Source organism: Photorhabdus sp. RM96S (assembly GCF_042879335.1).
Taxonomy (GTDB): domain Bacteria; phylum Pseudomonadota; class Gammaproteobacteria; order Enterobacterales; family Enterobacteriaceae; genus Photorhabdus; species Photorhabdus kayaii.
In genome coordinates, this window is sequence record NZ_JBHFKT010000008.1 from 130,049 (window position 1) to 154,041 (window position 23,993).

Genomic DNA, 23,993 nt, shown 5'->3' on the forward strand with positions numbered 1-23,993 from the left:
GGCTCAAGCTTGATGGTGATTCCTCGACAATGCAGTTACCAGTTGATTAACCCCCGTTGTTACGCTACTGAACTGGCTACGTTGTTTACGAGTGATCACCACAAACACTCCGATATTTTGTTCAGGGATCATTGCCATATACGTATTGAACCCACCGCCGCCGCCGGTTTTCTGATAAATACCCGGTATATCACCACGGCCGTTCATATAAACCCAACCAAGGCCAACGCCATCGGCCTGACCGGCAACATCCATCCCTTTAATTGAAGCTAGAGCGGAACGCTTAAAATAAATACCTTGTTCACGGCTTGCGGTCTGTTTACGTAACTGACTGTCTGATGATAAAAACTGCTGCATCCAACGCTGCATATCTTTTGGCGTTGAATAAATTCCCCCACTGCCTGCCGCAGCAATCGCATTAAGGCATGGACTTGGCTTATAACTTTCCATCAAACGAGCACACTGAGAACGGCTTGGCGTCAGTGTGGTGTCTTTCATGTAATAAGGGCCGGTGATCTTATCGTGTAACAAACGGGTATATGGCTTACCCGTAGCCTTAGAGAGTGCATCTGCCAATAAATCGTAAGCCAAATTGGAATAAGATGCTGTTGTGCCTGGTACGGAATCTAATTGAGCTGTTTTTAACCAAGCCCAGCGATTGGTTTGTGTAGGCCAGACAAAAACAGGGCGCCCCCATTTACCTCCCGGCTGCTCACGAGGTAAGCCACTGGTATGGCTTGCCAGGTGGAACAACCGGATAGGTTGAAGAGGGCTGTATTGGGGTACTTTCACGCCATAATAGCTATAGTCCTGCAATGGATCGGTGGAACGCAGAACCTCATCCTCTTCGAGCTTGATCATAACCTCACTGGTCATCAGCTTAGTCAGTGAGGCAATACGGATGATTGAATCGGGCTTTGGACGGATGCCGTTTCCCGGACGAGTTTCACCGAAACTGCGGTAAACCGTCTGATTATTATCAATCACCACCATCGCCATGCCTTGCGCATTGCTGCTGTTGAAAATATCCTGTGCATACTGATCAACCAACTGTGAAGCCAGCTTTTTAGTTCTCGCATTTCCTTCGAACACTTCCCATTTCAATGGTTGTTTCTTGGGTTGCAGAAACTTTGCCGAATATATTTTGTTTGAAGAAGAGCAGGCTGTAAGAGCCAACGCTATCGCAGAAACAGAGAAGATCTTAAAAAACTGTTTATTCATTTTGAATTGACCAATCAGGCATATTTCCAGTGAATTCACAAACAGGATAAAGATAGCAAAAGCGGCTATTTATTCTTTTTAAACAATGCCATCAACGCACCAATGACAATGCCTAAAAAGATCCCGGCGCCAATCCAGCTAATAATCGTCATAACCATTTACCTCATAGCGAATTATCATGCTGAGATTATATAAGGTGATTATAGGTTGTCTATCAGCGTCAGGTGGTTCAGCTAACTATGGTCGCAAAAAACGTCTCAAGAGGAGTTGTTTTTGCTCTGGTATTGTAGAGAAGGTGCTATTTCAGGTGGAAAAGATATTGCTAGGTGTACTTATTTAGGGTTTTGATGTTCAGTAATTGAACGCGCATGTGTGTTGAAAGATGGGTTTGATCTTTTTTTCAACACTTAAACCAAAGTTAGAAGGATAACAGTTGCTAACAGATCGCTGACAGGTATAATAGCCCTCGTTTTCCGCATACTACTTCAGTGCCGAAGTGGCGAAATCGGTAGACGCAGTTGATTCAAAATCAACCGCCTTCGGGTGTGCCGGTTCGAGTCCGGCCTTCGGCACCATGACTATGTTCACAGCAGTTCACCAAAGTCCACTTATCCAAGAAAACTCCTTATAAATCAAATAAAATAGTCTATCAAGGTCTATTATCGTCCGTTGCAATCCACATATCTGTGGGGGCATAATTGGGGGCATCTTCCGATTCGATTAATAATGTGCCCCCAACATGAAACTCAATGCCAGGCAAATAGAGGCAGCAAAGCCAAAAGATAAAGCCTATAAACTCGCTGATGGTGGCGGGTTGTATCTGGAAATTACTCCGAGAGGTTCAAAATACTGGCGTATGAAATACCGCCGACCTACTGATAAAAAAGAAGACAGGTTAGCATTTGGGGTTTACCCGGTAATTTCTCTTGCTGATGCCAGAGCTAAACGTGATGAGGCTAAAAAACTGATAGCTAGTGGTATAGATCCCAAAGCAACACAGAAAAAGACACAAGCTGAGGCATCAGGCGAATTCAATTTTGAAACTATTGCTAGGAAATGGCACTCCAGTAATAAGCGGTGGGGTGACTATAACCGGGCGCGTGTACTGCGCAGCCTTGAACAATACATCTTTCCTCATATTGGTAAAATTGATATCCGTCAGTTAAAGACTAGGCTGTGTCCCGCAATAGATTGAGATAGAATAATCCCCTGGCTCTGACTTTCGGAAAAAACCTGTTATGGCTCGTTACGACCTTCCTGATGAAGCATGGGAGTTACTGCTCCCCTTATTGCCCCCTGAACATTCTCAACGGCCGGGACATCCTTATGTTGAACACCGCCGGGTTATCAACGGCATGTTTTGGGTACTCTGTTCCGGTGCCCCTTGGCGGGATTTACCCGAACGTTATGGTTCCTGGAAAACCGTCTATAACCGCTTTAATCGGTGGTCAAAATCAGGGATCATTAATCTTATTTTCAATAAGTTATTGTCAATACTGGATGAACAAGATTTGGTTGATTGGTCAGCCATATCACTGGATGGCAGTAACATTCGTGCGGCACATTGTGCGGCTGGCGCCCAAAAAAACATCCCGATGTCATCGCAGACCATGGCCTGGGTCGCTCTCAGGGCGGTTATGGTTCCAAAATCCATCTGGCTGTCGATGGAAAAGGCCATCCACTGAATGTAGTACTCAGTGCAGGTCAATGTCACGAAAGTCAATATGCAGTACGCCTGCTGGATGGTCTGGGTATTCAGCGTAAAAATGGTTTTATGAAACGTCGTTCAAAAGCGGTGATTGCTGATAAAGGTTACTCCAGCCATGCATTACGTAACCGGTTAAAAAGTCAGGGAATAAAAGTGATAATTCCCTATAGATCAAACGAAAAAGCGCGGTCAGATGGACGGGTTAAATTCGACCATAAAACGTACCGAAGAAGAAATGTTGTAGAAAGATGTTTTGGTCGACTCAAAGAGCATCGTCGCATCGCCACCCGTTATGAAAAGACAGCAAGAAATTATATCGCTATGGTGAAATTAGGTTGTATCCGCTTATTTCTTAAGGTCATTATTTAATTGAGGGACACAACCTAGCTTCTAAAATGATTTCGGAGTCTGGCATGCTTTTAGCTCCTTCTTGGGTTACAGCCAAAATCTCGTTATCATCTATGGTAACCAATCCTGAAGGACCGAGTAGGTTTGCCTGAAATAATCTCCGTTTCGTCAACTCCTCAGATTCATTTTCATAGCCAAAAAAAGTCCAAATTTTAATACAACGATCTGTACCATCAGGGATAACATGACGCATAGCTAAGCAATTAAGTTGTTGCAGCAGGATGAGATTTGGAAAAACAGTCATAATTGCGCCTGTACCGTGGTCATATTCACGCTGATGTTCGATGATTCTCGGATCTAAAAGTGATAACTCTGTTTTTGTCTCTGCATTTTTTTTAATTTCAGCTTTGGTGAAAGATGCTGTTGACACTAATACACTGCTTTTGCCAGAAGAACAAACTTTTACACTAGTTTTTTGATCTGAACGCCAAATACCGAAGTTTTTAAAAAATGAATGCAGAAGTGCTGCATGAAATGGATCTTTTACATTTTCAATTTGAAGTTTCCAATTACAGTTAACTCTATGCTGCATTTTCCCAACAACTTTTAGTTTCCTGCCATCACAAACACGATCAAAGTATGAAAGCATGACAGGATCTAAATATGTTTCAAATGGTTCAATATCATATGAGAAACTAGCAAATACAACACCATGTCTCTCAGTCACATTAAGAGCTTGCAAACCATGTTCTTCAGGATGGAAAAATTCAGACATTCCACCTTTTCCATTAATACCTTTTCTAAAAGGCATCCCAACTAAGTTACCCTCTAAACTAAATGCCCATTCATGATAAGGACATACAAGTAGCTTAGTATTACCTTGAGGGTTATGGCAAATCTTTGCTCCTCTGTGGGGACAGCGGTTTACAAATACACGTAATATTCCTTTTCTATCACGGATTAAAATGACAGGAACATTTCCCACAAATGTTTGTATATAGTCACCAAGATTTTCAACTTCTAAAGAAAGCCCAACATAATTCCATGAGTTTCCCAGAAAAATATTTTTAATTTCTTGTTCATATATCTGGCTGCATGTATAAATTTTGGAGGGCACCCTTCGGGTGCCTTCTTTAGCCCATTGAAGATTCATTAACCAACTCCTGGGATTCGTCTCCTGTTGCACTACTTTCGTATACTGTTAAATCAGCGATACGTGACATGACTGTCATTAACATAGCCCAGCCTTTATTTTGGATCTCAAATAAAGGCTTTCCATCTTCAATATTGTAGTTAGATATGAATTCATAGCCCATACGTACATGTTCATCATCTAGAATACTATGAACGTCAAAGTGAGCTTTAGGAGTAGTATCATCCATTACAGGTTTAATATGTTTGTAGAAGAAAGTAGCTGAGGCTTCAACCACCAAATGAACTAAAACAACTTTTTCTAATTCAGTTGCTGTTGTCATTTTATAAGCGAACCATGAGCTTGCTGCTTCAAGAACTGGATCAAATACAGGTTCAAAATCTATACGGTTATTTTTGATATCACGATTATGTCCGAGTTCTTCTTCTAGATGGGACATTGTAAGTTCTTCGAAAGCATCGTTATGTAATGTTGCAGCACGAGTTAACACCATTTTCTGAAAATGGTCAGACCAAACTTGGAAACAATCGAGAAATCTTTTCTTTGCTTGTGTTTTTTTTAATAGTCCACGATTTACTAAGGAGCAGGTGCGCAAATATCCATCATGGCTATGCAGGGAAAAATCTGCAAAAAAGAAGCCGAATGTACGGGCGCAGTCATGACCTCAACCAGAGACATTTCTTTTGCCCATACGTGGGAGCCCATGTCCGGATACAGAGCTGCAACTACTCGTCGATATCAGAACAACAAAAGCCTTGTAAACTGAGATGCGTTCATACAGGGGAGGATATTAACTCTCAGCTTTCAATAAACCTTTGGGAAGGGGAGTCGTCAGTCAGTGTTTGTAAGTAATCTACACAGGTAAGTTTGCTGATATTATCCCCGTTTGCTAAACGGTATTTTAACCAATTGATAATTTGTTCCACTAATTGTCCCTCTGGCTTATCCAGTTTCTCAGCCAATTTACCGTGGTTTTCCCAGCAATTATCACTGATCGCAAATGCTATCCCTTGCAGGGCGTAATCGGAATGGTGCCAGGCATGCAATAAATGACTACCCAGAATAAAGGGTAATTCACTGCCACCTTGGCCGCAATTTTCAGGCCGATAATAAATCTGCGGTTCTGGCATATCGATCATCAGCTCACTCACCGGTGTCAAAAATGCTGACCAATCGCTGACTATCATTGCCGGTAATAACAGACTGAGGATACGCGGGTCCATACTGCGAAAAATCACCTGCTGGCGTGAACGCCAATGATTAAGCTGCTGTATCCATGACTGATCACTGCGGTAAGCCCAACCCCAACTGTTATCGCTCAGAGTTTGGCTATCAAGCCAATGAGCTATCGTTGACAGACAGCCTGACTTGGGCTGAACCAGCCAGGGACTTTGCGCCAGCATGTGATCCAACGGTGTATTGCTGTATAGCGGGAAAGCCTGCTCTACCCAGTCGTTGCGATAAAAGAGCGCAGCCGGGTTAGGTTCCGCGAGTGAATTGAGCATAAAGAAAACCGATGGTTTGTTAGGGATACTCAGCCACTGTTGCCAATTTATTGACTTGTTCATTTATCCTCCGGATTATCAATAACCCAATTTGTTTCCTGTTGAGCCAGCACAGCACAAAACGGTTTGGTAGGGAATTTAACCCCCGGCAGAGGCGCAACCCCTTCCGGCAGTTGCAGAGACAACCCACGGCCAGTACCGGCAGAACCTTGCCCGACTGATAAATTCGGGGAGGTTAGAATACCGCCGGGGGTTATCCGTATAAAATGACCACCGACTTTTAAAGTAATTTCTGACGCCGCTTCCAACACCATTTTACCGCCGCTTTTCAGGTGTGTTTCCTGACCGCTTTCAGCCACCAACGCATCGCCGGTCTGTAAATGTTGACTGCCTGAGATACGGTGTGAAACATCTCCATCGGTGCTGTATTTCCCCGATCCCCTGACATGTTGATGATCATCCACTGAAATTTCGCTATAGCGGTTATTATCGATCCGCTGTTTATGGTCATGTTTAATATGCCAATAAGCGTCGTGTTGAATATGGGCGGTCAGATCTTTCTGCCCGTGCAGGTAAATCTCCTCCCGGTCTTTCTCATCTTCAAAGCGCAATTCATTAAAACCTTCCCCTTTATGGGTCTGGGTCTTAAATGTCGTGCGGGTCTTTTCAGCGGGTAAATTTAACGGGGGCCGGTTTAAACCGTTGTAGGTGCAACCGGTGACAATCGGACGATCAATATCGCCGTTCAGATAGGAGACAATCACCTCCTGACCGATACGGGGAACCGCCATAAAACCGTAACCGCTGCCATTCCAACCTTGGGCGAACCGTACCCAACAGGAGGCGTTTTCATTGGCTTTATCATAACGATCCCAGTGAAAATGGATGCGGATACACCCCTCTTCATTGACATAAATCTCTTCCCCTTCCGGGCCGACCACGGTTGCCACTTCATCACCGTCCGCCAGCGGTTTGTAGCGATATAGCGTTCGCCAGTCGTTATAACCCGAAATAAAACTGAATTCGTTATGCAGATAAGATCCTGACTCTCCGCTACCTTCTTGCCGTGCCTGCGGACACTTGCCGTGATGACGGATCGCCACGATTTGCCAACGAGTATTCATGGCATCAACCGGGTGTTCGCTGAGGTCAAAGATTTTACCGGGCATCAGTTTAAAACAGTTGCTTTGCCCGCTACCGGCCTGACGTTGATTCTCAACGGCCTGTTGACGGCGCTGAACAAACGGTTTCGCCTCCGCGTCTTTCTGAAAACGGCCATAGCTTTCAAAAAGCTCAAACAGGGTTTTCTGCCCCTCAACACTGGGATCGATATTGGCCCGGTGTGTCAGGCGGTAAGCGGGATTCTGGGGATTATAGTCCTTATAAATGACCCGCGCCGGGGTCATGGAGACGCCCAGACGCACCTGATTCATCACATTCATTTCGGTGGCCGTCTCTATCTGCGGGTTGTAGACCAGCGGTAAGTTGGCTGTCATCCCTAAATGGCTGTCACTGAAAAACAGCTTGTCGTCTTCAAACCAGAAATTCAGCCCCTCTTCGGAGACTAACCGGGCAAAAAAGGCATAATCGGACTCCCGTTTTTGCGTCACATACTCCCGTGTGTAATGAAACTCATCCAATTGGCAATCGAACAGGATGCAATGTTTTTTCAGCAAACTCGTGAGAATTTCCGGCACGCTTTGCCGATGATAAATCCGGCTGTCCTGATTCAAGTTCATCCGCCAGAGAGCGGGCTGGACGGTGAGGTAATAAATGGTGCGGTGAGCATGAGAGTCACCTAATACCGCCTGTGTGATAATGCCGCTAACCTGACGTTGCTCAATATCGTTGAAAACCACCCGGAATTTCACAGACTGTAATAACAGTGATTCCAGATCAATATCGGCCCGCTTACTGACCAGCGTTAAGGATAAAGTAAATAATTCGGATAATTCCTCTTCTAGAGAAAATTCAGCTACCGCAAAAGTTTTCTCCGGCAAATCGATAATATGACAAAGAAAGTGTAATCCATCGTTCATATGGACTCCTTATTTCTGATGTTGGTGTTTAAGAAATGGGTGATTAAAATCACTGATAAGATCGATAAGTATTGTTTAATATTTGTCATGGTAAGTTTTCTTCAATTCCTACAGCGTTATCTATATAGCGTGTTAGGGCTAGATTGCTTTTGAAATTGCAATTTGCTTATTTTATGTATCGGAAGTTGACTTGTTGAGTATCGGTTTTAATACTCCCGTCAGGATATTCAACCCATTCCTTTTTTTTAGTCACCGTGATCTTGGGTATTTTGGTTTCATCTAGTTTAGGCTTAAAGATAATTTTCCATTCAGCTCCCGGAGTTAATTTTAATTGGAAGAAACGCGTACCTACTTCACCTCGTAAAAATAAGCGTTTCGGAAACCCTTCAACTATTTTCAGAATAGGGTAAATAACTGGTCTAAAATCTAGGGTATTCAATACCGCAGTTTCGCTGAGATTTGTTTGGGTTGCATCGTTGATAAAAGCGGTTAAACCTGTTCCATTGCCTCCCTTATTAACAACATCTTTCATCAGATGGCTGACGTCAGTATAGCGCACAGACACAAAAGCTCGATCAATCTTCCATTTACACCGGCCGCCGCCATTAAAAGGTAATTTCGTCTGAAAATAACCGGTTTGTGGATCGGCCTTTACTTTCAGACGAAGCCCATTATAGGTTGGCACCTTATAAGGTGACATGTCAGCATGTAGCTGATATTCAAGGCAGTCTTTTGATATATACACAGCGGACACATATGGTTCGGTATATTTTGGTACTACCCCTTCTACTGTGATCCACTGATTCTCTTTGGGCGGAGAAAGCGGCTCATTAGGGTTAGCACAGCTCGATATTAAAATTACTGATAAGATCGATAAGTATTTTTTAATATTTATCATGGTAACTGTTCCTCAATTCCTACAGCGTTATCTATATAGCGTGTTAAGGCTAAAGGTCCTTTTTGATCCTGTTGAGTGCAAATCAATGCTTGCTTTAAGTGATGGTCCATCTGTAAAAATAATGCATCGCGTTGCCGAATATCAGCAACAATATCGGTCCTTTCATTTGACGTTTTTTCAAATAATTGTTCCTGATCCTGGAAAAAATGGTATTTACCCGGCGCAATTAGCTCTGCCAGTCGTGCACCAATGTAACGGGCGTATTTCAATGAACTGTGATCAGGGAAACCCAAGGCATCCTTTTCGGTCGGATTCTCATTCAACGGAAACCATTTGGCTTTATTTGCATCGCTTATCTGTTTAAAAAATCCTTTTTGAATCTCACCTGCATTCTTTAGATTATGTGCTGTTTCATGGCTTAATGACGGAATTAAATATAATTTTGTTTGGGTGGGTAAGGTAGTTCTGAGTCGTATATGGTTGCTTGGATTACGCTCTTCTAACCATTCAATAACCAGATTGATTTTACAAAAGTGCACTATTTTTCCGTGGTGTAAGAAAATTTCACCGCTTTTGGTAACATCTAGCAACTCAATAGGGCTGAATAGATAGCCGAGTGGTCCCCAACAATCATATAGCCAGTTATCCAGATTTTTTTCCGGTGGTAAGGAAGGGATCGGATCATCTTCATTCACATGGCGGTAATGGGTGATATCTGCCAGTTCTCGTACTGCACTGATTGTTAACACCCGTGGCATTCCGTAGCTGTAAAAACACGGATCATGTTCTTTTAGTTGTGCGCAATGTAGTAATGCCAGTGCTCCTCCTAAGCTATGACCGCAAACAAATAACCTTTTGCTGTTAGCCAATTCACTGATATCGGTGAATACTTCTTGAGTTGTATCACTGGGAACTCTCAGCTTTGCAACCAGACTGAACGCCTCCCAGAACCCTTTATGTACTTTGCCGCTGTGAATAAACCCGTTGCACAATGCTTTTTCATCGCAACTTAATCCCAAAGGCTGGTACGTAGCATCTGTAAGGACATCCTCTGTGCTGGCTGTACCCCGCCAACTGACAATCACATCATTTTTACTGGCTGCATAGAACAACTGGGTATTACCTTGCCTATTATCTCCTGTTTTAGAATTAACAAATTCTATCCGGGTATAACGTTCACTAAACGGCACATCGTAAACTACAGGTGTTGCCGATAAGGTCTCCAATTTATAGGGCAATTTTGAAACGTCCACCATTTGCCGGTTAAAGAAATGTTTCACAGAGCCTACTACATTGACATCCCCATCGGCATAGGCCAGCACACTCATCAAACACTGGTTATAAGCATTCACAATGGAATACTCTTTCTGATGATGTAACAGTAAAACCCAAGCTCGAAATGGACACACTTCCAGAACATATCGTCGATTCACCGGATGAACCTGATAGCCTTTTGGCTCCGGGTCTGGGAAATGATAGGGAGGTGGGATGTCTTTGGGGTCCCACCCTTTAATCACCGGCAATCCATCACTAATCTGCCCGATAGTCACATAGCGATATTGATAGCCTTCGGCTTCTGCTTTTGGTTTCACCACCGAAGCCTCTTCACCGCGTTTTTCCCGCAACGGGCGCTGTTCCATCTCATCGGCCAGCGGTTGGGCGCCGATATACAGAGTTACCGGATGGGAAGGCATATCTTCTTCCCTTAGCAATCCATTGCCATCGGTAACCCCTTTACGTCCCAGCAGAGGATTTCCACGGATTTTCAAACGATAAGGCATATTGACCAAGGGTTTCCCCTGTTCATCCACCAACTGAAATTCTATCCAGTTTTTCAGCATGTTTTTACAGTCAAGACAATCGAGTGGGCTTAATTTGCTCATTGATACTATTTCCTTACAATTAACGTTACAGATAGGCTCGCAGCCCGAACATCATGTGTTGAAAATTCCACAGGATTTCTCCCGTCTGACCATCCATAACTTTCATCATCACAAAAGTGCGCATGCTGATGAAAAGCCTCATCAGGCGTGACACCACCAGACTGAACTGATGCATCTCCCCCTGATTGGCATAACAATCTGGGTTCAATGTCAGAACGAGTTGATGGCCCCGCACTGGAACCCCTTTGTCGAGGCGATCTATTGGGATGTTATCCAGCCGAACGATACCGTCGATATGTTCTTGGATACGTTTGCTTAATGACTGATCAGAGGCGAAATCGAATAGCTTGATAAGGTCTTTTAACGAGTGGGTTTGAAAAGCCATCCAGGGTGATACGGAAAGGAAAGAGATGATTGACCAGGCCGATCTATTTATTTGATCCTCCGCCATTGTTGAGTGGCAAGCAGAAGAAACTGGGGTGATATTGCTTACTTTCAGCACTGAGGCATATTCTCCCGGTAGATTAATCTCCCCGATACCTAGGTTGGAGGCCCGTGTTTGATAACCGGTAAATTGACAAAAAATGGATTGTGGCGGCAGGTTATCCGCGGGTTTACCATGACAGTCAAAGAAGTGCAGATGTTGCAGGGTACGCTGCGACATATCGCGTTCGGTCCTAAGCTGATAATAATAAAGAAACTCAGCATCCGGCAGAAAACGAGCGGTTTGGGAGAATTGCTCAATCGGCAGATAGCGGTATGGTTGCCCACGTTCCTGCTTTGGTTCAGTAGAGGTGCAAACGTGGTTCAGTTTGAACAGTTGCTTAGTCGAATCCAATGGGATTTGATAATGGTTGGCTTCACTGTTTACCGAGATCTTCGCACTCATCGGCTCCAGATGTCTTACCGGCACGCAGTCCAACAGAAAGGTTTGGGAAATATCGTTTAGCATCAGATGACCATCAAACCGAAAAATCAGCTCGAATGTCCGGTCTGCGTTCAACTCCACCAATCGACGATCTTTCTTGATATCAATCGTCACAAAATCATGCACATGGGGCAGATAATAGTATTCAGTCATCAGTTGCAAGATAGAGTATGGCGTGGTTTTCATCGCCGGAAGGATGGCAACCTGCCGTGCGGTTCCCCACAATGCCGGGACTGGGTAACTGTCATCAAGCCTGATGGTTTTGTCCTGTGTTCGCAAAAAGACATCACACAGATTAAAGTCAAGCCATAAGGCTAATTCAGCGGCTTGCAGACGATCGCTGCCCAGAAAGAAATCTAGCGGTTGGCTGCGCCACTCAGAGGTATTCTCCGAACATTGCAGTGTTAGCGTTATCTCACTGTACTCTGGGGTTGCGTTCAGTTGCCGGTCAATCACCGCCAGTGGTTCGATATGCAGAGGGCAGCAGGTTTCAAAACTGATTTCTTCTTCTCCTTCACCGGCAAAAACCGGCGCTCCTTCGGGTAGCGTTATCGCGCCCAGATGATGTTTCCCTTTGGGTGAAAATTGAACGATGCTTGTGGGCGGGACCGGGCACATGGCATATGGCCAAATATGAGCCAGCATCCCTGATGTGAGTTCGGGAAACTCATCCTCAATCTTTTCGCGAATACGGGAGGCTGACAGCGCAAAGCCCTGCATCACTCGCTCAATATCCGGATCACCGGCACCTTCAGATAAAAAATCTGCCAGGTGAGGATTTTCTTTTGCGGCTTCCTGCGCCAATTGCCGTATATATTGCAATTCTTGTAGGAATAGAGACTCTTTTTTATTCATAACACACTGTCCTATAAGGTTTTTATCTGGAAAGACGTTTGTGAGGCGATCAACGTAGCGCCACAGGGGTTTCATATTTTGCCCAGAGTTGAAATAATCAATTCTTTTGCCAAAGAAATAACATAGTAAAAATCCCATCATCACCGATAAAAACAGCGCTTATCGCATGAATAATGGCGAGTTGAATGATAGGAAGACAGAAATCAATCCTGATCAGTTAATCCCCAGGAATAAGGGGAACAGGGGGTAATTTTTTTAAATATAGTCCATTTGATGGAGGTTAATTAATAATTAAACATTCATCATATAGCAAGAATTTTTTTCAAATTTACAAAAATATAAATTTGTAAGAAAGTGTTATAAACTCGATATGGAGTCAAAGAGATATCAAGCCATCTCGAATTTGCTAATTAAAAAATATTTTTATTACAATCTGTTATGATGATTAATGGCATTATCTATTTAGTCGTTGTTTTAATAACTTTGTTAATGCCACCGGAAAGGAGTGGTGAAAGAAGAGAATCTTATATGCATGCTTCGTCTTTGCATGCGGTTTGTATTTCCTATTGATTGATAAGAATGGTCGGCAATAGTAATACCTGATGTGATAGTTGCTGTGTTTAATATCAGATGAGTGATGATGATGGTATTAAATACCAGTGCAGCTTGATAGGGCTAATCTGAAAATACCGCAGAAACTGCACTTGATACTGAGTTAAGTATCATTTAATTCCATGGGAAAAATTAATTCAAATTAAGTCACGGTGTTTGTCATAGTGACTCATCTGAAACTTTTCCCAATGATGATAGATTTGTCCCTTTGTTAAATTCACTCCCAATCCCACAAGAGATGGTAGCGATCTCGTGACCAGCGATAATAGAGCGCCAGGAAAGCATTAATATTGTTAATGGGAAATTGCTCGAAGTCGAAATGTTCATCTTCATCCAAATCAAGTAATTCGCTTATCCATAGCCGCGTTTCTGCATATTCCTCATGGTCAGGATAATTCAGTATTGTGATTAAATCTTCATAACCATCAATCCCGCCGGTATCTTCAAAGGGACAGGCGCGAGCGCCATCCAGACAATAAAAAGGAAGCGGAAGATCATTTGCCGGATAATCACTGTTTTCTAAAGTAATTTCGTGTTCCCATTCATCGCCAAAATCATAGAGATAGGTAAAAGATCGCCCTTTTTGTTTAATCAGATCAGCCAGACGGTATAAATCTTCTTCCTTGCCATCAGATGGGTTTTCTGGCATTTCTGTCAGTCGCAATTTACCAATACGAAATTCATGTAGATGACTATCCTGCCATCCCATAACGATCTGTATCACATCATGCAGCCGGTCAAATGAAATAGAGGCGGGAACGACAAATTGCCGCCAAATAGCGGGTTTTGAGTCTGTAAGTGTTATTTTTAATTGATAGAATTTTTCATTCATCACTAATCTCCTAATGGTTTTGAGATGATTCTTTCCATGTGTGCCATCTATTGTCAATATTTTATTGAATTTTCCTGGCTGGATTTACTGGAATGCCAGCATGTTTAGCTTTGTATGAAAAGCTTGGATCATGTCATCAATTTCAGCGGCTAATGTTTCTTTAAGATATACAGTGCTTAAGGTGGATATTTTGACTATTTTTCAGTTAGTTATTGGTTTCTTCGGATATATACCCAATGGATTTCAAGATGCATCGCGACGGCAAGGGAGCGAATCCCCGGGAGCATAGATAACTATGTGACCGGGGTGAGTGAGTGCAGCCAACAAAGAGGCAACTTGAAAGATAACGGGTATATGCCTTCGTGCATAAGTGACTTATTAAGTATAGTTTAAAATCACGAGCAGGATCGATATATTCAGAAGTTTTGCTATTAACAAAAAAAACGCATATTATTTACATACCGTTAATCAAATATAGAAGATTAATAACTGTCCTGGCTCAGGAAATCCTTAACTAAATTACAGATAAATGAGTAAGGTGTTTTTTTATGCGTTAGTTTAATAGCTCAGTGTAGCAATCTGAATGGTGCTGCTTGACGTTGTATCATGGATAGTCGTTGATTAATTACGGATTTTCTTATTGTAAAACCACTCCTATTAATAAGAAAATATTATCAATTTTTGGTGTTTTATTGCATATACCCTATGGATTTCAAGATGAATCGCGACGGCAAGGGAGTGAATCCCTGGGAGCATAGATAACGATGTGACCGGGGTGAGCGAGCGCGGCCAACAAAGAGGCAACTTGAAAGATAACGGGTATAGATTGAAGGAAACGAGTAAGTATGCTGTTGAGTAAAAAAATCCAAGAAAATTTCACTTTGATATGCTTATTTGGTTTTATTTCATTGGCCCATTTAAGCCTTGGATATCAGCTAAAGTTTATATATGTATTTAGTGCTTTTTCAATTCTGATATTATTGTTTAATTTTAACAAATATATATATTATATTTTTGTATTCATGATTGGATTGGTAGGCGTGATCTATTCTCCTGTAGGATTAAATTATGGTTATCCCGATATCAATTCAGTGGGATCTTTAATTTATACGAATAAAAATGAAGCGTTTGAATTTATCAGTGGGCTGCCTATTTTTACCTATTTAGTGGTGTCAGCTATTATTATATTAATGATTTTATCTTTTAAGGTAAAAGTGACGCTAAAGAGAAAGAGTACAATATTTTTATCACTGTTTTTTGTATTATCAGCTTTCTGGTCACCGGTAAAAGGATATATAAATTCCGGTTTCAATCCTGATTTTAATCTATTGGCATCAGGATTACCCGAAGTTAGATTTTTTAGTGATGTCGTTGAGAGCTATGAAGAAGTTAATTCAGAAAGAATTAGGTTTGCTGAAATAATAAAACAGAAAGACTCTTGGCATCCGGTGGTAAAAGAGGATAAATATGAAACCTATATCATGGTCATTGGTGAAAGTGTTCGAAAAGACTTTATGAATGCGTATGGTTTTCCTTATAACAATACGCCGTGGCTGGACAAAGCGAATGGCAAGATATTTACAAATTACATCTCATCAGCGGCATCGACTCAATTATCTTTGACTAACTCACTGGCTCTGAAAGGTGAGAATGCGATCAATTTGAATGATAGTGTCATAACCTTGGCGAAAAAAGCCGGGTTTTATACTTATTGGATATCTAATCAGGGGATGAAGAGTGCTTTTGATTCTCCAGTCGCGTTGATTGGACAACAGGCAGATAGCGTCCATTTCCTGAAAAGTGGCAGTTCTGATGACCGGCGTTATTTGCCTGATGATAAATTGATGCCTTATATTAAAGAAGCATTGATACCAGAAAAGAAGAAGAAACTGATTGTTATTCACCTGATGGGATCTCACCCCCAGGCGTGCGTCAGAACGAATGGAAAATATGATCTGTTCTTACAATCAGAAGAAATTTCTTGTTATGTCAAGAGCATATCTAATACAGATAAATTGCTTTCTGAAATTGCATCTGAGGCTAATCATCATCATTTAAGATGGACGATGCTTTATTTTTCGGATCATGGTCTTTCTTATGTTGATAAAGGAACCGATCAAGAAAACCTGACACATGATGATGAAAATAAACAGAGTTTTCAGGTGCCGTTTTTTATTACCGGCAGTGATTACTCTTATCGTGAAGAGATAACGGCACAAAGAAGTGGACTGCATTTTCTGACTCTATTTTCTGAGTGGCTTGGAATAAGAGAAAAGAGTATTCCCGATGATTGTAATATGATGTCTAATAGTCAATGTGGTGGGCAAAATAAGATTGTTACCTTTAAAAATGAAGTTAAAGATTATGATGAATTAAATGAAGATCTTCCCGATACACAATTTTTGTCGAAGAATATCAATTGATAATTTATGTTAATTAATCATTGAGTAAAATTAAATGACACAAGGGATTTCTTCTAAAGAAGAGATCCCTTTTATACCCTACGGATTTCAAGATGGATCGCGACGGTAAGGGAGTGAATCCCCGGGAGCATAGGTAACTATGTGACCGGGGTGAGCGAGTACAGCCAACAAAGAGGCAACTTGAAAGATGACGGGTATAAACCATGAAATATTAAAAGTCAGCAGGCTATCACTGGAAAACAGGGTATAATTTCCAGTGATTTTATTTTCTTCATTCCTGAGAAATTATCCATTCATGTAATAATGGAATTTATTATTAAAACTCTCATTAAATACACGTTTTTATTTAATTGTTTTATCTGTTAATTTCCGGAAAAATTATTTTAAAAGTAATTATAAGAAATAATGGGCAGATTTTATCATGTGAATAACCATGTTATCGGATAAAAACCCTCATCAATATATGGATAAGGATTTTTATAATCGAATGATTGGATGGTTTTTTGTTTCCGAGAGAAATAGTTTCTCATACTACATGTCTTACATAGAAAAGAGATATTGAAATTAATCGAGTCCTTTTGCAGGAGTCTCCCATATTTTGAAAAATCGCTTTACATTGCTTGCGGTGTAAATAACGGTATGGGATATATTGCGATGACCGAGATAATCTTGAATAAGGCGTGTATCTCTTCCTAAATCAGCGAGAGCATAACCACAGGAATGTCTTAACATATGTGGATGAGGTGAAATATTGACTAATGCTTGTTTGCCATAACGCTTTAATAAACCATAAACTTGTTGGCGTGAAATAGCACCTGATTTTTGTGATAAAAAGACCCACTCTGTATCTGATTCTCTCCAACTCTTTCTAATATTAAGCCATTGATTTAAAGCTTTAATTTCTTCTGGTATTAGTGGGTGTGTTGTTGATAATCCCCCTTTTAATCGTCTGACATGAATAATGTCTGAGTTAAGATCAAGATCGGATAACGTTAGATTGCATAACTCGCTCACTCTAAATCCATGAATGAAGCACATCAGTAGCATGCAATAATCTCGCTCGGCATGATATCCTTGACGTGCTTTTTCTAAAATCGCATTAATTTCATATCTGGTTAAAAACTTACGTTTCTTCATGAAAATAATTCCTGTGGAATTGGGGCGGATAGTTATAGGTAGAGAAATAATATTAATCTACCGGAATATATCAATTAATAGAACTTTTATAAAATTATTAGCTGATAACGCTATTTATTTTGGCAAAAATCTATAAATACCGTTTTTAGATAGTTATAAATAGCCATTTTTTAATAGAAAATATCAGCTTGTAAGCTTTGCAATTATATATTTGAAAATTATTTAACAATAAAAAGAAACTAAACAGAATGCACCAAACTGTAAATATGTTCCTATAAAACGACCGATTAAGTCAAATTTTGTGTAATTCCAAATTGCTAATCTTTAACTATTTATAATATATGGCTTTTTTTCATTATTTTTTACTATTTTTCATACCTTACCATCAAGTTATTGTAAAAAATTAGTGGGTTCATCTGAATTCAATCAAATATTAATTCATTAATTAGATTATAAGTTCAAATTAATGTCTTTTTTAGAGTATTAACTCCGAAATATTATGCATTCTTAGTTTTTTTGACTGAAAAAAACAGTTTGGTGCATTTTGTTTGGTTTAGAAAATATTAATCCAAGATTTTTAAACTATTTTGCGCTGAATATCAGGTGCATGGCGCTGGAGTCCTGCACGGTTATTTTTTATGGTTATGGGTATTTTATCCTTAAATTCAAGGAATTAGTTCACATGAGATTGAATAAATTGGTTATGGCCCTGGGGTTAGGTGTGGCTTTGGCTGCGGGTTCGGTAAATGCAGCGAATCCTAGCCAAGGTCACGGAACGGTGACTTTTACCGGGTCTATTACTGATGCACCTTGTTCTATCACCCCGGAAACGGTTGATCAGGTAGTGCCGTTGGGCTCTATTTCTAGCGCATCTTTGAAAAACGGTGGCCGTTCTTCTTCCACGCCATTCAAAATTTCTTTAGATAACTGTACGACTGAAACGATAAGTACAGTCACCACGACGTTTGTTGGCGCCAAATCTAGCATCGTCGGCGGTGATGGTTTGCTAGGTATCGAAGGAGTTGCTAAAGGCGCGGGTATTGCGCTCACTGATGCGGGCGGTAACAAAATCAAACTAGGTACCCCCTCACCGGCTGTAGCTCTGCATGATGGTAATAATGATCTGTATTTTGCTGCCTATCTTCAGGGTGATACTTCACCTGATGCCGTTGTTCCGGGTAATTTCACCGGCATTGCCAACTTCCAGCTGACTTACCAATAAGTCTTTTCATGCACGGAAACGCTTATAAGGAGGCGGGCGTTTCCTAATCAAAAGTTTTGAATATGTTTAGCTGGAGAGAAGTCATGAGCCGATATTCTGCCGTTGTTGTAGTGCCCTGCCTGTTAATGTTTTCCTGTGTTATTGAAGCTGAAACGGCTGCTCCACAAGGAACGCAAGGATATGGTCGCGTTAGCATGCAAGGCACCATCATTGATACGGCCTGTGCGATTGATGCAGGTAGCCGTGACCAGACGATTGAGTTAGCCACGATCCCGGTAAGCCGGATGATACATGATGAACGGGGAGCCGTGCGCCCCTTTTCCATCCGTTTGATTAACTGTGTACTGACTTCCGCCGCCTTGGGTAAACCCGATTGGCGCCACTTTCAGGTGATGTTTGATGGCGTGCCGGATGGGAACAATTTCCGGTTATCTGGTGTGGCTCAAGGAGTGGCATTACAAATTACAGACATATACGGCAATCAGGCGTATCCGGGAACTCCACTACCGGTGGGGGACTTACAGGCAGAGCAGATGAAGCTTAATTACGTGATGCGATTGGTGGGTAATCGCCAGTTATTGCAAGCGGGGCAGTATCGAACCACGGTTCGGTTCAGGCTGGATTATCACTAATCATCGATCTGGGAATGTTATGGCTTTGTTTTTGGGTTTGACCACTGAATATGACAGGGTGGTCTCGGTTCGGTGTGTCCTGAAACCTCTTATTGTTTCGGTACTGCTTGCGTTAATGGGGACTCATGCGGTGTATGCGGAAGAGGAAATTGAATTTAATACGGATGTATTGGATGTTCAGGATCGTTCTCGGATTAATTTAAAAGAGTTTTCCCGTGCGGGTTATATCATGCCGGGGAATTATCAGATGGCGGTGCGTCTGAATAAAAGCGAACTGCCGGAGATGCCGGTGACTTTTATGGTACCACCGGATGATCCGAAGGGGAGTGTGGCGTGTTTGCCGCCTGAGCTGGTGAAGCAGTTGGGGCTGCGGGCGGAATGGGAATCAAAGATTACCTGGTGGAACAATAACCAGTGTCTGGAGACTAAAACGCTGCCGGGCATGACAGTGCGCGGTGATTTGAGCAGTGACACGTTATACCTGAGTGTGCCTCAAGCCTATCTTGAATATAACTCACCAGACTGGGACCCGCCGTCACGTTGGGATGAGGGGATTTTCGGAATGATGTTTGATTATAACGTCAATGCTCAGATCTCTAAGCCGGCGAAGGGAAGTGAAAATCAGAATGTCAGTGCTAATGGTACGACTGGGATAAATTTGGGGGCGTGGCGCCTGCGGGCAGACTGGCAATCACAGTATAACCATGTCACGGGGCGGGCAGGGAGCACAGAGAAAAACTGGGATTGGAGCCGTTATTACTTGTACCGGGCAATCCCACATTGGCAGGCTAAGCTAACGTTGGGTGAGGATTACCTTAATTCAGATATCTTTGACAGCTTCCGTTTTACCGGTTTGAGTCTGGTGACGGATGACAATATGTTGCCTCCGAACCTGCGAGGCTATGCGCCAGAGGTGACGGGGGTAGCGAAAACCAATGCCAGAGTGACTATTCGTCAGCAGGGGCGGGTGTTGTATGAAACCCAAGTTGCGCCAGGTCCATTTCGTATTCAGGACATCAATGATGCAGTGAGCGGCAAACTGGATGTGCGGGTAGAGGAGCAGGATGGCGGTTTACAGGAATTTCAGATCGATACTGCGAATATTCCCTATTTAACTCGTCCGGGCCGGGTTCAGTACAAACTGGCGGCGGGTAAGCCGACTAACTGGAAACATCACAGTGAGGGATCGGGCTTTGGTATTGGTGAGTTTTCCTGGGGAATAAACAATGGTTGGTCGCTGTACGGTGGGATATTGGGGGCCGGGAATTATAACGCGTTATCATTGGGGGTTGGGCGTGATCTGATGGTCTTTGGCGCTCTTTCCTTTGATGTCACTGAATCCCGCGCCGATTTACCGGCTGAGGACCAAACGTTGATTGGTGGCTCTTATCGTCTCAGTTATTCCAAGCGTTTTGAGGAGTATGACAGTCAGGTGACTTTTGCCGGTTACCGTTTCTCGGAACGTGACTTTATGAGCATGAGTCAGTATCTGGATCGCCGTTATCACGATGGTGATGCGGAGAGTAATAAAGAACTTTACACCATTATGCTCAATAAGCAGTTTACGCATATTGGTACCAGTATCTACTTAAATTATAGCCACCAGACTTATTGGAACCGTTCGAATAACGATCGCTATAACTTATCGATATCACGTTATTTTGATATTGGAAGTTATAAGAATATTAACCTGAATCTGTCTGCTTACCGTAATAAATATGAAGGTAAAAATGACGACGGGATGTATATGACGTTATCCCTGCCGTGGGGTAATTCAGGAACTGTCAGTTATAACGCCATGGTCAACCGGGAAGGTAACTCCCACACGGTAGGTTATTACGACCGGATTAATGAAAACAGTAACTATCGTTTAGCGGTTGGCACCAGTATTGATGGCAAGGCTGCGGCTAACGGTTATTTAACCCATTACGGCGATCGTACTCAACTGACGACCAGTGCAAGTTATCAGGATGGGCGTTATACCACGGCGGCGCTTTCTATTCAGGGAGGGATGACCATGACGCCGAAAGGCGCGGCACTGCATCGCATTAATATGCCGGGTACCACCCGTTTGATGGTAGATACCGATGGTGTCGGTGGCGTACCGGTGAAAGGCTTCGGCGCGATTACTCATACCAATATGTTCGGTAAGGCGGTGATCTCTGATGTGAACAACTATTACCGCAACAGTGCGAGTATTGATTTGAACAAACTGCCGGACAATGTGGAGGCAATCCGGTCGGTACAACAAGCGACACTGACGGAAGGGGCGATTGGTTATCGTAAATTCCAAGTGATATCCGGTGAAAAAGCGATGGGTATGATCCGCTTGCCGGATGGTAGCACGCCGCCGTTTGGGGCGACGGTACTGAATAAGGATCAACGGGAGATCGGTATTGTCAGTGATGGTGGGAACACCTACTTGAGTGGGATAAATCCGGGAGAGAAACTGGATGTGCGTTGGGATGGGGAATGGCAATGTGTGATTGAGCTGCCACATCAATTACCAAAAGTAGAAGAGATGGCTTCGTTATTACTGCTCTGCCAGTTAGCCGACGGCAATAAACAGCCATAACTTTCATTGACTGGCAGAGTAAAAACCTTGTTGCTGTCACCGAAGTGTATCGCGGTGACCTGTAATGATTATTCTAAGAATGAGTAATTGAGAGCATGAAATTGAAGAAGACAATCAATGTAGTCACGATCGCTATCCTAAGTCTGTCGGTGATCAGTGAGGTAATGGCGGCGATTGCGCTGGATCGTACCCGGATCGTGTTTAACGGTGAGGACAAATCCACCAGTATGGATATCAGCAACCAGAACAAAGAGTTGCCGTATCTGGCTCAGGGCTGGATAGAAGATGAACAGGGTAACAAAATCAATGGTCCGTTAGTGGTGACGCCACCGGTGCAGAGGGTGGAGCCGGGCGCTAAGAGCCAGGTGAAAATACAGTCACTGCCAACAATCGCGCAGTTACCACAGGATCGGGAAAGCGTGTTCTATTTTAATTTGCGTGAAATTCCGCCACGCAGCAAGAAACCGAATACCTTGCAGATTGCGCTACAAACCCGGATCAAGCTGTTCTATCGTCCGAAAGCCATTGTTGCCAGCCGTACCGATTTGGATAATCCGTGGCAAGAGAAGATGACTTTGACGCGTCGTGGGGACCGATATCAGGTGAACAACCCGACACCCTATTACATCACCGTGGTGGATGCAGCAAGCCAGCTTAAAGGTAAAACGGTGGCGGACTTTAAGCCATTTATGATAGCGCCCAAAAGTAATGCGGTGCTGAGTGGTAGTGCAGGGGCATTAGGGAGTGCGCCAGTACTGACGTATATCAATGATTATGGCGGCCGGCCGCAATTGACCTTTAGTTGTGCCGGCAACCATTGTCAGGTGAATTATGACTAATTCTCTGTGTTTTCTTTCTCTGTGTTCTCTGCGAATAAAAAGACAGTATCGCAGGCAGAAAAAATGGAGCGTATTACTGTTTGGCTGTTTGCTGAGTGTAAATGCTCAGGCTGATTTGCTGACAAAAAGGGGAAATATAGCAGCAGGACCTGTCAGTAATTTTGCGGGTAAAACACCGGTCAATATTTACGGCGTGGTTATCGCACCTCCACCTTGTGTGATTAATAATGGTAATACTATTGATGTAGATTTTGGCGACGTGATGATTACCCGGATTGATGGGATTAATTATATGCAACCCGTCAAATACACCGTGAAATGTGAAAAAATGCCGGCTAATGCAATGAAAATGATGATATCGGGTAACACTGCCAGTTTTGATCCAGCGGTGTTGCAAACCAATCACACTGGGCTTGGTATTGCTGTCATTCATAACGGACGAAAATTGCCCGTCAATGACTGGATGAAATTCAACTATCCTGATTTTCCTGAGTTACATGCGGTGCCGGTAAAAGATATGGCTACGGTATTGCAAGGCGGCGACTTTGGCGCGGGTGCGACCATGATGGTTGAATACCAGTGAACGGGGACATGCAATGAACTATTTTATCTATCGTGTTTTCTGGGGTGCGTGCTTGGGATTAATCAGTGTGATGCCGGGACGGGCAGCCGATAATATGTGGTTTCACGGCACGCTGCTTGAAGCGCCCTCTTGCGTGATTAATGACGATAATATGATTGATGTCTATTTTGGTCACAATGTTGGCATCTATCAGGTGAACGGGGTGAATTATACCAAGCCCGTGAATTATCAGTTGGTATGTGCGCCTAATATCTCAGGTTGGAGTTTAGGATTGACGGTGATTGGCTCACCAACCTCATTTGATGCCGCCGCGTTGCAAACCAATATTACTGATTTAGGCATTCGTCTGACGTTGGATGGTAAAGCATTCACCCTTAATGAGCGTATTCCGGTGACATCACAGAAACAGCCGGTGATACAAGCGGTGCCGGTGAAAAAACCAGGAAGTACGTTGCCGGAAGGGGCATTTGAAGTGACGGCGACATTGCTGGCGGAATACCAGTGAAAGGAAACTTAATGAAATATTTAAAATTATTCGTGTTGCGTGTTGGTTTTATGGTTATTGCTGCCACGGTTTATGGTCATCAAGGGGTACAGGCT

18 protein-coding genes, 1 tRNA gene and 1 pseudogene are annotated in these 23,993 nt (G+C 42.7%); 10 read left to right on the forward strand and 10 right to left on the reverse strand.

The window, feature by feature from the left end:
• Positions 1-3 precede the first annotated feature (3 nt).
• A complete protein-coding gene (ampH, locus tag ACGF49_RS07275) occupies positions 4-1,221 on the reverse strand; it encodes a D-alanyl-D-alanine-carboxypeptidase/endopeptidase AmpH (protein WP_113041691.1) in 1,218 nt (405 codons plus the stop codon).
• Between the two features lie 490 nt (positions 1,222-1,711).
• On the opposite strand from ampH, the gene ACGF49_RS07280 reads away from it, so the two are divergent.
• From ACGF49_RS07280 to ACGF49_RS07290, 3 genes and pseudogenes are all read left to right on the forward strand, one after another.
• Positions 1,712-1,796: transfer RNA gene (locus ACGF49_RS07280), tRNA-Leu, on the forward strand.
• A gap of 164 nt (positions 1,797-1,960) precedes the next feature.
• Positions 1,961-2,392: pseudogene (locus tag ACGF49_RS07285) on the forward strand (tyrosine-type recombinase/integrase); the annotation flags it as partial.
• 67 nt (positions 2,393-2,459) lie between these two features.
• Positions 2,460-3,298 (forward strand): IS5 family transposase gene (locus ACGF49_RS07290; protein ID WP_387490331.1). Its coding sequence is split into 2 segments (ribosomal slippage): positions 2,460-2,802 and positions 2,802-3,298, totalling 840 coding nucleotides; the frame shifts between segments, so codons are not numbered across the junction.
• Here ACGF49_RS07290 and ACGF49_RS07295 read toward each other — a convergent pair.
• The 8 genes from ACGF49_RS07295 to ACGF49_RS07330 form a co-directional block, all read right to left on the reverse strand.
• Positions 3,291-4,430 (reverse strand): Rieske 2Fe-2S domain-containing protein, encoded by a 1,140-nt coding sequence (locus tag ACGF49_RS07295; RefSeq protein ID WP_271859396.1) that lies wholly within the window; start codon positions 4,428-4,430, stop codon positions 3,291-3,293. The genes ACGF49_RS07290 and ACGF49_RS07295 overlap by 8 nt on opposite strands.
• Positions 4,411-5,025: a hypothetical protein gene (locus ACGF49_RS07300; protein WP_191214865.1), complete on the reverse strand. Its 615-nt coding sequence runs from the start codon at positions 5,023-5,025 to the stop codon at positions 4,411-4,413. Before ACGF49_RS07300 ends, ACGF49_RS07295 begins: the two co-directional genes overlap by 20 nt.
• Before the next feature lie 202 nt (positions 5,026-5,227).
• Positions 5,228-5,998, reverse strand: a complete 771-nt coding sequence (locus ACGF49_RS07305; protein WP_387490336.1) for a DUF4123 domain-containing protein — start codon at positions 5,996-5,998, stop codon at positions 5,228-5,230.
• Positions 5,995-7,974, reverse strand: a complete 1,980-nt coding sequence (locus tag ACGF49_RS07310; protein WP_387490339.1) for a type VI secretion system Vgr family protein — start codon at positions 7,972-7,974, stop codon at positions 5,995-5,997. The genes ACGF49_RS07305 and ACGF49_RS07310 overlap by 4 nt, the downstream gene beginning before the upstream one ends.
• Before the next feature lie 166 nt (positions 7,975-8,140).
• Positions 8,141-8,872, reverse strand: coding sequence for a hypothetical protein (locus ACGF49_RS07315; protein ID WP_113042594.1), 732 nt, complete (start codon positions 8,870-8,872; stop codon positions 8,141-8,143).
• Positions 8,869-10,755, reverse strand: a complete 1,887-nt coding sequence (locus ACGF49_RS07320; protein WP_387490343.1) for a lipase family protein — start codon at positions 10,753-10,755, stop codon at positions 8,869-8,871. Before ACGF49_RS07320 ends, ACGF49_RS07315 begins: the two co-directional genes overlap by 4 nt.
• 25 nt (positions 10,756-10,780) lie before the next feature.
• Complete coding sequence (tssF, locus tag ACGF49_RS07325; RefSeq protein WP_387490346.1) at positions 10,781-12,538, reverse strand: type VI secretion system baseplate subunit TssF; 1,758 nt, start codon at positions 12,536-12,538, stop codon at positions 10,781-10,783.
• Between the two features lie 829 nt (positions 12,539-13,367).
• Positions 13,368-13,982 carry a plasmid pRiA4b ORF-3 family protein gene (locus ACGF49_RS07330; RefSeq protein ID WP_113042598.1) on the reverse strand — a complete coding sequence of 205 codons (615 nt, stop codon included), beginning with the start codon at positions 13,980-13,982 and terminating at the stop codon, positions 13,368-13,370.
• An 845-nt stretch (positions 13,983-14,827) separates the two neighbouring features.
• On the opposite strand from ACGF49_RS07330, the gene ACGF49_RS07335 reads away from it, so the two are divergent.
• Entirely contained in the window at positions 14,828-16,405 is a 1,578-nt protein-coding gene (locus ACGF49_RS07335; RefSeq protein WP_387490350.1) for a phosphoethanolamine transferase, read from the forward strand.
• A 564-nt stretch (positions 16,406-16,969) separates the two neighbouring features.
• Here the strand turns inward: ACGF49_RS07335 and ACGF49_RS07340 are convergent.
• Positions 16,970-17,542 (reverse strand): tyrosine-type DNA invertase, encoded by a 573-nt coding sequence (locus tag ACGF49_RS07340; protein ID WP_271867114.1) that lies wholly within the window; start codon positions 17,540-17,542, stop codon positions 16,970-16,972.
• 682 nt (positions 17,543-18,224) lie between these two features.
• Between ACGF49_RS07340 and ACGF49_RS07345 the strand changes: the two genes are divergently transcribed.
• From ACGF49_RS07345 to ACGF49_RS07370, 6 genes are all read left to right on the forward strand, one after another.
• Positions 18,225-18,764 carry a fimbrial protein gene (locus tag ACGF49_RS07345; protein WP_387490353.1) on the forward strand — a complete coding sequence of 180 codons (540 nt, stop codon included), beginning with the start codon at positions 18,225-18,227 and terminating at the stop codon, positions 18,762-18,764.
• 83 nt (positions 18,765-18,847) lie between these two features.
• On the forward strand, positions 18,848-19,396 hold the full coding sequence (locus tag ACGF49_RS07350) for a fimbrial protein (RefSeq protein ID WP_228902598.1): 549 nt from the start codon (positions 18,848-18,850) through the stop codon (positions 19,394-19,396).
• A gap of 19 nt (positions 19,397-19,415) precedes the next feature.
• Positions 19,416-21,971, forward strand: coding sequence for an outer membrane usher protein (locus ACGF49_RS07355; RefSeq protein ID WP_113042608.1), 2,556 nt, complete (start codon positions 19,416-19,418; stop codon positions 21,969-21,971).
• Positions 21,972-22,066: 95 nt separating this feature from the next.
• Positions 22,067-22,810: a fimbria/pilus periplasmic chaperone gene (locus ACGF49_RS07360; RefSeq protein WP_113042610.1), complete on the forward strand. Its 744-nt coding sequence runs from the start codon at positions 22,067-22,069 to the stop codon at positions 22,808-22,810.
• On the forward strand, positions 22,803-23,393 hold the full coding sequence (locus ACGF49_RS07365) for a fimbrial protein (protein WP_113042612.1): 591 nt from the start codon (positions 22,803-22,805) through the stop codon (positions 23,391-23,393). The genes ACGF49_RS07360 and ACGF49_RS07365 overlap by 8 nt, the downstream gene beginning before the upstream one ends.
• Positions 23,394-23,406: 13 nt before the next feature.
• The gene (locus ACGF49_RS07370; protein ID WP_228902600.1) at positions 23,407-23,898 is read left to right on the forward strand and encodes a fimbrial protein; all 492 of its coding nucleotides are present in this window, start codon (positions 23,407-23,409) and stop codon (positions 23,896-23,898) included.
• Positions 23,899-23,993: the final 95 nt, after the last annotated feature.